Here is an 11,211-nt window from a genome sequence, read left to right on the forward strand (position 1 = left end):
AGAATGCGGGCGGCAGACAGCAGGTTGTCTCTGCGGCCATCCTACAACGGAAAAACGAGCCATTCAAGGTCCGGATGTACCATTGACAATGGAAACGATGTCCGTCATCGCACAATGTTTGACCACCGTGTTCCTCCAGGGAGTGGGCGGACAGGTCCTTACCGAGCCCGCTTTGCTTAAACCCGCCGTGGGGCATCTCCGACGTCCCCCGAATGCCACGCCCATGCCGACGCCACGATGTCCCGCAGCCCGTATCGCGGCTTCCAGCCCAGCTCCCGCAGCCGAGAGCCGTCCGCCACGAGCACCGGCGGATCCCCCGGCCGCCGCGCTCCGTACTCCACCGGCACCTTCCGCCCTGACACCTCCTCGGCCACGCGGATCACCTCGAGCACAGAATGCCCGCGCCCGGTGCCCACGTTGAACACCCCCGAGGGATGGCCCCCCTCCAAAGCCGCCAGGGCCAACAGGTGCGCGTCCGCCAAGTCGAGCACGTGGATGTAGTCCCGAATGCACGTCCCATCCGGCGTCCCGTAATCCGTCCCGAACACTGTCATCCGCTCCCGCTGTCCCAGCGCCGCCTGCAGCACGATGGGGATCAGATGCGTCTCCGGATCGTGCCGCTCCCCCAGGCGCCCCGACGGATCCGCCCCCGCCGCGTTAAAATACCTCAGCGCCACCCAGCGGATCGGAAAGGTGGTCTCCAGCCATCCCAGCACCTGTTCCAGCATGATTTTCGAGGCCCCGTACGGGTTGATCGGCCGCACCGGATGGTCCTCGGGGATGGGCACCCGCTCGGGATTGCCGTACACCGCCGCCGTGGAGGACAGCACGATCCGCCTCACCCCCGCCTCGCACAACGTCCGGAAAAATGCGATCCCCTTCGCGACATTTTCGGTGAAATACACCTCGGGGTTCCGGACGGACTCGGCGACGACGCTCTTCGCCGCAAAATGCATCACCGCGCCCACCCGATACTCTTCGACGGTCCTGCGGACGGCCTCCCCATCCCCGACGTCCCCAGTTATGTATGGCACCCTCCAACCGGTGAGCTCTTCCAGCGCACCCACCGTCTCCCGGTGCCCGGTGGTTTCATTGTCCATCACCACCACCGGCCGGCCCGCCTCCACCAGGCGCTTCACCACATGACTGCCGATATACCCGGCCCCTCCCGAAACCAGCACCGCGTCGATCCTCCTCGCCCCCTAACATAATTTCGCCCTCTCATGTGCGTCCATACAAAGGCATTCGAGGGCAGTATACGCCAGCTTGCGAATGCAATCAATGCACCCAAGGCCGCCGGGATCCCGCGTGCGCCCCACTCGCTCAACTGTCGAACTCCCGGAGCAAAAAAGGGGGCTCGCCGCCCCCTCTGCTCGATCGTTGCTCCTCGATCATTCGCCTACCTTGGACAAGTCGATCCGGTAGTTGCTCTGGTAATCCTGATACTTCAGGAGGGTCATCATACCCGCCGAAGCATGGTGAAGGTCGTGGCAGTGAAACGCCCAGTTCCCCGGGTTGTCGGCCGTAAAAGCGATTTCATAAGTCTCTCCCGGCCGAACCAGCAGGGTGTCTTTGTTGATGGGAGATCCGGTGACAGGCTTCCCGTTGTATCGCAACACCTGGAAGGTATGCCCGTGAAGATGCATCGGATGATCCGACTTGCCGTCGTTAATCAGCGTCACTTTGACCCGTTCACCCTTGCGGACTTCAAGGAGATCCGTATTCGGCCAGGTTTTTCCGTTGATCGTGTATACTTGGTCATTGCCCTGGAAGGTGGAGTTTAGATGTAAGGTGTAGGACTTGTCGAATTGGCCTTCGTCCACCGAACCGCCGGTATTTTGACCATACGTCGTCAGATCCAAGACGGGAAGATTCGCTTGATCCGCAACCGGTTGAGCCTGGGTGTTTCCGGCGACGTGAACGGGAATGACGGCCGTTTTTGCACCATTGGTTTGATCGTGCAGATCAATCGCAAAATCTTTCGCTCCTGCTACAAAGGTCACGTCATATCGCTCACCGGCTCCAATCGACAAGAGTTTGTCTTGAACCGGAGATGGATTTGCAATGGGGTTACCGTCAGTTGCTGCCACTTGGAAGGTCTGTCCCTGCAGGTGTACAAGGTGCGTCATGTATCCGGCGTTAATGAATCGAAGGCGAACCTTTTCTCCTTCTTTCACCTCAAGGGGTTGAATGAGCGATCCGGACTTCCCGTTCACCGTGTACACGTTGTACATCATTTTCATCATTTGATCATGGTCCATGACCGGCATGTTGTTGCTCGGCGTCGCATTGGCTGCCGGTGCGGATTCAGTGGAAGACGGCCCCATGTTCATGTTGGAGTGATCCATACCGTTCATGTTGCCCATATTCATATTCCCCATGTCCATATTGCCCATGCCGTTTCCCGATCCGGACATATTCATCCATTCGTCCAGAACCAGTGTATAATCCCGGTCATATTTAACCGGCTCGTTTTTCGGAAGGACGACGAAAACTCCGTACAAACCCTGATCGACTTGTTGGGCGCTGTTGTAGTGGGAATGATAAAAATAGGTACCCGGCACTTTCGCCACGAAATCATACGTGAAACTTTGTCCAGGGGCCACCGGATCCTGGGTCACTCCCGTCACTCCGTCCATGGCGTTGGGGACTGGATATCCATGCCAATGGATCGAGATCGGTACGTTCAGTTGATTGACCAATTTGACCCGAACCCGTTCACCTTCCGTGACCTGAATTTTGGCGCCGGGTACCGTGCCTCCATAGGTCAAGGCATCCACCTGAAAATTGGGGGCAATTTGCCATTTGATCTGTTTTGCTATCACCGTAAAGTCCTTGACAGTCCGCCCTTCGTTATCCGTCCACGTCTTGTCGGGTTCGAGCGGCTTGTCCGCTGCCTCCACGGTGGATTGACCCCTGAACAGGTATACGCCGACGGGAATCAAAGCGACGATCAGGAGCAGGACAAGTCCTATCCACCATTTTCGCCGATTCAATTCAAATCCCCCCGTTCCTTCATCAGTATGCCGGTGCACCCGGCCAAGGTCAGCGTAACACCGACTTGTGAAGATCCGATGAAGACCCTTGGGTAACCGTCCGAAAGGTGTGCGCATACCCTGGAATCACACGATCCGTGATGAAGGGGGATTGTATCCATGGGGAATGCAACCCTGTATCCTTCTCGGCACCTCGGCACTCCCCGACTCATCGCTCCGAACGCGGCCTTCGCCCCATATGAGATTGTCCACGGCATTCGACGCTTTCATTTGACGGCGGAAGTCATCGCGCACGAACTGGTCCGGGGTGTGGTCATCCAAGCCTGGGGATACAACGGGTCGATTCCGGGCCCCGTCATTGTGAGCCATGAAGGCGAACGGATCCAAGTTGCATTGCACAACCGGCTTCCCGAGCCGACTGCGATTCATTGGCACGGCTTAAACGTTCCGAATCAGGTAGACGGGGTTCCGGAGATCGGAGCGGGTCCGCTGGTACTGCCCGGGCAAACCTATGTATACGATTTTGCGGTTCCCCAGTCCGGCACTTTTATGTATCATGCCCATGCCCACGACGCCAAACAGGAAATGATGGGATTGGGAGGGATGTTCATCTCCCTGCCCCGTCACCTCCAAACGGCAGATTGAGAATTCATCATTCTCCTCCAAGAATGGAGTGTTCGCGACCAAGTGGCGACGGCACCCGCCACGGCGGGGCGCCCTGATCCTTCCGTTTCCGCAGCTTCTGTTCAACCACGCGTCGTTACCTCGATACGAACCATCGACCCCATGAGCATGGATTTTAACTACTTTACCATGAACGGAAAATCGTATCCGGACACTGAGCCGCTTCTTGTCCGATACGGGGAACGTGTTCGGATTCGCTTGGGAAATCTGAGCATGGATTCCCACCCCATGCATCTGCATGGACATACGTTTCACGTGGTTGCCGGGGATGGGTGGCCCCTACCCGTCCGAGTGCTGAAGAATACGATGAATGTGGCCGCAGGAGAGACATGGGATATTGAATTCATAGCTGCAAACCCCGGAACATGGGCCTTTCACTGTCACAAGCCTCATCATATGACGAACGCCCACCGGACTCCGATGGGAGGAATGTTTAATGTTGTGAAGTACGCCTATTGAGGTCCGGATCAACCATAAGGTGATTTTCGTTAACGAGCCGGTAACAAGCGAGACACCCAGGCATCGCTAATCCTCGTCCGCCGGAAACACCTGTACAGCGGCCAAGGCCCGGCGCCACGCCTCCCGCTTCTGCTCTCGCTGCTCTTGCGACAACGCGGGTGTGTACAGCCGTGCAATCTGTTGTTTGTCGCGCAGAGCGTCAGCGTCTTTCCACCATCCCAATTCCAGACCGACTAAGTAAGCAACACCCATCGCCGTGGCTTCTGTGAGCCGCGGCACAATGACGTCCGTCCCAAGGAAGTCGGCCAGACATTGCATAAAGAACGCGTTGCGCACCATACCGCCATCCACCCGCAGAGATGACCGGGAGGACAAACCGGAGGCCGCCTCCATGGCTTCAACAACATCCGCAACCCGATGGACGATGCCTTCTAACATCGCCCGGATCAAATGGGCCCGTCCCGCCTTTGGATTCAGCCCCAGAAAAGCGCCCCGGGCGGTGCTGTCCCAATGAGGAGCGGCCAGTCCCGTCAGCGCCGGCACGTAATAAACCCCCGCCGAATCCTCAACCGACCGGGCCAGGGCATCCGTTTCCGCCGCAGAATCGGCTAAGCCCAAGTTTCGAACTACCCAGTCCACCGAAGACCCCGCCGAGTAGATCGCTCCATCCAGGGTGTAAGTTACCGCACCCCCCTGTTGCCAGGCGATGGATGTGAGCACCGACCCCGATGGGAGATGGGGTCGGCCTCCCGCATTCATCAGGACGAATCCCCCAGTCCCAAAAGTGCATTTGATCATGCCGTACTCTGTGCACAGATGGCCGAACAAAGCGGCCGGCTGATCGACGATGTTCACCAACACGGGAGCTGAGATCCCGAGAAATGACTCGGGATCCGTGTCGCCAAAATGGGAGACGGTCGGTAGCACCGGGGCGAGAACCTCCGGGGGGATCCGTAAATAATCCAAGGTATCTTGCCAATACTTGAGTCTAACGATATCGAACAGCAGCGTCCGGGACGCGGTGGAAACGTCGGTTGCGTAACGACGACCACCTGTTAACCGGTACAGCAACCATGCATCCAGCGTGGTGCAGCGCACGGTGTCTGCGGGTTGATCGGTGTGGTCCAGCAGCCAACGGACCTTGGTCGCCGAGAAATACGGGTCTATGGTCAAACCGGTGACAGACCTCACCCGCTCCTCCCAATCGGCGTCGTCGGCCCACCTCCGCGCTTCCACCGATGTTCGCCGACAGGACCATACAATGGCCGGATGAAGGGGTTCGCCGGTACGAACGTCCCAGGAGACCACAGTTTCCCCCTGGTTGTCCAGGCCGATGGCCGCAATCTCCTCCGAACCAACGTCCGCAGCAGCCAGTGCCGATTCGGTCGCTTTCAACACACATCGCCAGATTTCTTCCGGAACGTGTTCCACCCACCCCGGTTTCGGGTAATATTGCGTATGTCGAGCGTAACCCTCGCCCCTAATCCTTCCCTCTCGGTCGACGACCAGCACCCTCGTTCCGGTTGTCCCTTGGTCGATTGCAAGAATATATCCCATGGTTTATGTCGTTCTCCTTCCATCAATTCAGAACCGTGTGTGTTACATATGTGTCTGATCACTATTCCACCGGATGGACACCAGCCTCGCCTGCCACAATCCGCCGGCGAAACAACCCAAAGTAAAAGAGCACCCCGATAGCCAACAACGCCGCGGCCACCAACGTCACCTTATGAAACTCGGAGGGAATCGTCAGGATCCCGATTTCCACCACCAGCCACACAATGGCCAGCCAAGCGACAACACGGCCCCACCGCCCAAGGGAGAACGCATGGGTGAGGTCGGGCAGGCGATGTCCGCCCCACGTATATGAGGCTACGGTGATCAGATACAGGATGGCCGGTAACACCGATGCCGCACCGACCAGCAGGGTCAAGGAATTCGAAAAAAGTGTTGCCAGAATTCCGATGATGAGCAACATCACTGTCGCGGGAACGGGTACTCCGGTCGTCGGAGAAATTTTCTTGAACAAGGAACTAAAGAAAAACGCATTATCCCTGGCCATGGCATAAATGAGCCGTGAACCGGATGTCATGATAACTAACCCGCAGGCGAAAATCGAAATGATCACAAGTACCAAGAAAGCCGTACCGATCCAGGACCCCAAATTGGCCTCGATAACCGCCGGTAGCGGATTGTCAGATTTCGTGATGAGCGCCACATCGGGAATCGACAAGGTCGCCGCGATCAAGAACAAAGTTCCGAATACCCCACTGAGTATCAGAGAGGTGAGAATCGCTTTCGGCACTGTCTTCGAGGCATGTATTGTTTCTTCCGACAAATTGGCCGCAGCTTCAAATCCAACTAGAGTGAAGGCACCAATCAAAGAAGCCATGACAAAGTTCGATAACTGATAGCCCTGATGTTCGGCACCTGGATGGAACAACAGTTGGATCGGAGCGTGGTGGATGACCGCCAGGATACCCAACAGCACCGTCAAACCAATGATTCCGACAGCTTCGGTGAACACGGCGATGTTATTAATGGAGGACGCCAACCGTACACCATAAATGTTTAACAGGGCCTGAATCAGTAATATTCCAATAACGATCATGTTCAAATGGCTCTGGGTCGGTTCGATTCCAAGCACACTGGCGAGAATGGGTGCCAGTCCCGAATCCACGGCCGGCACAACCAGGACGAGAAAACAGACACCCACCCAACCGACGAACCACCCCCATCCGGGACCGGCCATTCGGCTCACCCATTGATAAGAATAGCCGCTGAGAGGGATTTTTCCCGCTAATTCGGCGAAAACCAGGCCAACGAAGAATTGCCCTAAACCCACAATCGGCCAGGTCCAGATCCCCAAGGGTCCCGCTGTGTTCAGAACGAAACTGTAGTTTGTAAAAATGCCTGTCGTAATGGAAATAAAAGAGAAGGCTACAGCGAAGGAAGCGAACAGTTTCAGGGTGCGCTTCAACTCCTGGGAATAGTGAAACGTCTGCATCGTTTGCAAATCATCAGCAGAACCGTCCGTCAATTGACGATCGCGTTGCATATCCATGTTAAACCTCCTCATCCGTTTGTACATGATTGTGTTTCCCTTCCTCGCACGGAATGGGAACCGTAAACACCTCGACTCCAAGGGAACGAATCATGAAAATTTGTTCGGGATCCGTCCCCGCATCGGTGACGATACGGTGAACGGCCGTCAGTGCCGACACGCGGGTAAAAGCCGTCACACCGAATTTTGAATGATCGGCCACCACTATCACTTCTTTGGCGCGTTCAATCATCATGTTGCGAACCTCTGCTTCCTCCACGTGAAAATCCGTCAGATCTCCCGCCAGGGAGATGCCGGCAACCCCGATAAAGGCCTTGTCCACATAGAATTGGGCCAGCATGTGGCGGGCAAACCGACCGGACAGAGAGAGATCGCCGCTGCGTAACATACCGCCCGTGAGGTACACGTTAATGGCCTCGTCATCGATGAGTTCCAGAGCTGCCTGCACCGAGTTGGTTACGACGGTGATCCGGCCCCTGCCCCGCAAGTGACGGGCTACCTCCAAGGCTGTGGTACCAAGATCAAGAAAAATTGTATCTCCATCTTCCACGAGACCCGCGGCCGCCCGCCCGATTGCTTCCTTCTCCTTGATGTTGGTGGTTCGTCGAACGGCAAAGGTGGGCTCGACGCCTGTGCGGGTCAGAATTGCCCCGCCGTGCACCTTTCTCAGCACCCCTTGGTGTTCCAACTCCTGCAAATCACGGCGAACCGTTTCCCGCGAAACGCCGAGCCGTTCCACCAGATCCGTCACCCGTAACGTGCCGTGGTGCTGAAGGTATTCCATGATTTTCTTTTGACGTTCCTCCTGAAGCATGCGGACTGATCCTCCTCATGAGCATTTGCCATCCGCTGTTCGCTGCCTCACAACCTGTACTTGACCACCACACTCATTCAGGATTGGACTGCAGGAGTGTCCTCGACCAAAGCACGTACCTTTGTAACGAATTCCCGAGCCGACTGTTCCACTGTTTTTCGCATAATGGCTTCCCCAAGAGAAGCCAAGCGACCCGTCATCCGGAGATCTAACTCATAGTGCATCTCGGTGGAGCCGTTCGTCGGAATAAGCTCTGCTCTCAACTGCGCCCGAAACACCCCGGCCAAGGCAATGGGTCTCCCGTCCATGACAACGGTGAGATGCCGGGGAGGATCCGTGTCTTTCAATTCTCCGCGAGTGAAAAAACGCAAGGTCATGAATTGGATCTTCACCGCCATGGTCGCTTCATAATGGGTGTCGTCCACTCGTTTGATACTCTCACACCCGGGTAAGCACTGGCCCAGCCTGGTCGGATCGATCACCGTATTCCATACGATCTCTACCGGAGCTGCGACCGTAAAGGTGTCTTCCATCCGCATTTCGGATCCTCCTGTTCGTTCAACTTTTTGCCGACTGCGAAAGAGCTTCCTGGATGGAATCGGCGATTCTGGCCAGGGATGGGTCAAGGGGACACAAGGATTCTCCAGTCACACAGGAGCCCAGCGCGTAAATTCCTTGCAGAGACGTTTCACCCCGTTCGTTAACCCACAGGCCTCCCCCGGGTTGCACACACACACCGGAGCCTTTTAAAAATAACGCGTTCGGCATGCGTCCGATGCAAAAGACCACGCAATCACAATCAATGGATACCGAGTTCTGGGTAGAGGTCTGAACCACGGCTCGTTCAACCCGCGGGAATCCCACAAGGTCGACCACTGTGCCCTCAAATCTCCGAATTTCTCCATCTCCGCAGACCGGGCCTCCTGTGGCTCTCGTTTCTTCCGGCGGCGTGACCACGGCTGTCGGGGCGACCCCGCACTCCCTGAGCCGTTTTTCGATGATTTCCCGAAACGGGCTTCGCGCAACGAGCAGAATCCGGCGCCCCGGCAACCACCCCCGATCCATAAAGATGTGCAACTGCTGACCGGTGATGACCCCGGCCGGGCGGGTGCCGGGAATGCGCATGGCCTCCCGGGGACGGTCGAAACTGCCGGACGCTATGACAATGAAACGGGTTTCGAGTTCGTCAGTACCGCCCCTGTGCCGTGCCAGGACAACGTGCGCCTGTCCGGTGTGTCCATGCAGAACGCCGACCGCCGTCGTGGACGGACGGAACGTCAAAACGTTTTCCCGGACGAGGGATTGAAACTCCTCGAGCGTGCGCTCAGCTGCGGGAGCAACTGCACACCAGTATGGACGGTTCCATCCGGCGGCCTGAGCCTGGTGATCGAGGACCAATAGACGGTCCGATCCATAGATGCCCCGCTGTACCAGAGCCAGCGCCGCCGCGGTTCCCGCACGTCCGGCACCGACGATAACCACGTCATACATGTTCCGTGCCACCACCTTCCTGTGCCCGCTGCTCCACCGGCGCCGTGCTGCCCGCGATGCCCACGATGACATGGGACCCCGCCGCGTGTTTGCATACATGCTCCACTGGGATATTTCGTGCCTTGGAGATCATATCCATAATGGCCGCAGCACACAGGTTGCCTTGGCATTCACCCAACATGGCCCCTGTTCTCCTTTTGATCCCGTCCAAGGTAGAGGGCACCGGGGGGACATTCAACACCAGTTCGATTTCATGCCGAGTGATGGAACGACATAGGCAGACAACCTCGCCATTGTTCGCTTCGTCAGTGAACCGGTCCGGCAACCGGGTTTGTACTACCGCTTTCGTACCGGACAAGGCTCCCAGATCTTTCAACACGCGTTCCACTTCCGCAGCGATACCGGGAGAAGCGGAGACTCCGGTTGACCGAATACCCGCCGCATGGATGAGCCGGGGGCAAACCGACGATGGTCGGATGACATAGTCGCCTGCAGAACACACCGCCCGTACACCCGCAAATTGTCGGATACTGCTGACTTTGGCCGCTGCCGGCACCAGTTTTGCCGACTCGGCGATAACTCGGAGTAACCCCTCCTCGGTGGTGGATCGGTCCCTTTTGTCGATCTGATCCTCGGCGGTCGGTCCAAGCAAGGTCCCGCCGAAAACCACAGGCGTTACCAGGATCCCCTTCGATTTTTCCGTCGGTACCGGGAGGATGATGGAGGTTAACCCCAACTCGTCTTCCGTTAAGACAAACTGCCCTTTGCGGGGTGTCAGGGTGAACGACTCGTCACCCACCATACGGGCTACCTCATCCGCCCACAATCCGGCAGCGTTGACCAGCCAGCCCGCTTCGAGAACAAGACCGCCCGCACACCGGACCGTCAAATGGTCGGGGTGCTGGTCAATTCCGACAACTTCAGCCTCGAGGTAGACGTCACCACCATTCGCAACGCCCAATTCAGCAAAAGCGCGAGTGGCCCAGAAAGGATCCACCAGGGACTCTCCTTCGATAAATAGACCGCCCAGGATATCGGGATTGACACACGGTACCCGCTGTTTGACTTCGTCCGCGGTTTGTAAAACAGGTTCAACACCGTTCTCCCGGGCGGTGGGGATAATCTTCGCCGAGAGGGTTTCAAACTGTTGATCGTCCGTGGCAACCATGATCGCTCCGCAGGGCAAGTACGGAATGTGCAAGGATTCGATCAAATCAGGCCATAACTCGCGCGATTCTTGTAACAGCTTGGCTTCAAGGGTGTTCGGTTTGGCGTCAAATCCAGTATGGACAATGCCGCTGTTGGCCTTGCTCGCGCCTTCGCATACATCCGGGGCTCGCTCCAAAAGAGCCACTGAAATATCATTACTGCTTAGTCGACGAAAAATGGATGTCCCGACCACGCCGCCCCCGATGATGACGACATCGTACTTTGGCACAATCATTCCCCCATGGTCATCTCGGCAAGGATAAATGTGCAATTACAACTCAATATTAAACATAATAGCACACGATGTCAACATCGAAAGGACGGGCCCCGTGCGAAAGGATGGGCCCGGTACGAACAAAAAGCTCCCAGGGGTCACTGGGAGCTGTTCGCCGCCCGATTCATCGATGGGTCCGGCTGTCCGGGCCTACAGCAACCAGGAGCAGGAGCCATTCCCGAGTTACTGCACATCACCGCCTCCCTGGGCGGGTCAGGCC

10 protein-coding genes are annotated in these 11,211 nt (G+C 56.9%); 2 read left to right on the forward strand and 8 right to left on the reverse strand.

Annotated features, from left to right (window positions below):
- Window positions 1–176: 176 nt before the first annotated feature.
- Both galE and K6T64_RS08335 read right to left on the reverse strand, forming a co-directional pair.
- Entirely contained in the window at window positions 177–1,190 is a 1,014-nt protein-coding gene (gene galE, locus K6T64_RS08330) for a UDP-glucose 4-epimerase GalE (protein ID WP_288009579.1), read from the reverse strand.
- 201 nt (window positions 1,191–1,391) lie between these two features.
- Entirely contained in the window at window positions 1,392–2,996 is a 1,605-nt protein-coding gene (locus K6T64_RS08335) for a multicopper oxidase family protein (RefSeq protein WP_288009566.1), read from the reverse strand.
- 159 nt (window positions 2,997–3,155) lie between these two features.
- Between K6T64_RS08335 and K6T64_RS16850 the strand changes: the two genes are divergently transcribed.
- Both K6T64_RS16850 and K6T64_RS16855 read left to right on the forward strand, forming a co-directional pair.
- Entirely contained in the window at window positions 3,156–3,641 is a 486-nt protein-coding gene (locus tag K6T64_RS16850; RefSeq protein ID WP_353737802.1) for a multicopper oxidase domain-containing protein, read from the forward strand.
- Between the two features lie 168 nt (window positions 3,642–3,809).
- Window positions 3,810–4,139, forward strand: a complete 330-nt coding sequence (locus tag K6T64_RS16855) for a multicopper oxidase domain-containing protein (RefSeq protein WP_483306138.1) — start codon at window positions 3,810–3,812, stop codon at window positions 4,137–4,139.
- Between the two features lie 66 nt (window positions 4,140–4,205).
- Here K6T64_RS16855 and K6T64_RS08345 read toward each other — a convergent pair whose 3' ends face one another.
- The 6 genes from K6T64_RS08345 to K6T64_RS08370 form a co-directional block, all read right to left on the reverse strand.
- On the reverse strand, window positions 4,206–5,696 hold the full coding sequence (locus tag K6T64_RS08345; protein ID WP_288009568.1) for an FGGY family carbohydrate kinase: 1,491 nt from the start codon (window positions 5,694–5,696) through the stop codon (window positions 4,206–4,208).
- Window positions 5,697–5,757: 61 nt separating this feature from the next.
- A complete protein-coding gene (locus K6T64_RS08350; RefSeq protein WP_288009569.1) occupies window positions 5,758–7,203 on the reverse strand; it encodes an amino acid permease in 1,446 nt (481 codons plus the stop codon).
- A 1-nt stretch (window position 7,204) separates the two neighbouring features.
- Window positions 7,205–8,017 carry a DeoR/GlpR family DNA-binding transcription regulator gene (locus K6T64_RS08355; protein WP_288009570.1) on the reverse strand — a complete coding sequence of 271 codons (813 nt, stop codon included), beginning with the start codon at window positions 8,015–8,017 and terminating at the stop codon, window positions 7,205–7,207.
- A gap of 77 nt (window positions 8,018–8,094) precedes the next feature.
- Window positions 8,095–8,556 carry an SRPBCC family protein gene (locus K6T64_RS08360; protein ID WP_288009571.1) on the reverse strand — a complete coding sequence of 154 codons (462 nt, stop codon included), beginning with the start codon at window positions 8,554–8,556 and terminating at the stop codon, window positions 8,095–8,097.
- Between the two features lie 19 nt (window positions 8,557–8,575).
- Window positions 8,576–9,508: an FAD-dependent oxidoreductase gene (locus K6T64_RS08365; RefSeq protein WP_288009572.1), complete on the reverse strand. Its 933-nt coding sequence runs from the start codon at window positions 9,506–9,508 to the stop codon at window positions 8,576–8,578.
- The gene (locus tag K6T64_RS08370; protein ID WP_483306135.1) at window positions 9,501–10,952 is read right to left on the reverse strand and encodes an FAD-dependent oxidoreductase; all 1,452 of its coding nucleotides are present in this window, start codon (window positions 10,950–10,952) and stop codon (window positions 9,501–9,503) included. Before K6T64_RS08370 ends, K6T64_RS08365 begins: the two co-directional genes overlap by 8 nt.
- Window positions 10,953–11,211: the final 259 nt, after the last annotated feature.

The organism is Kyrpidia sp., from assembly GCF_023512215.1.
GTDB classification, from domain to species: Bacteria; Bacillota; Bacilli; order Kyrpidiales; family Kyrpidiaceae; genus Kyrpidia; species Kyrpidia spormannii.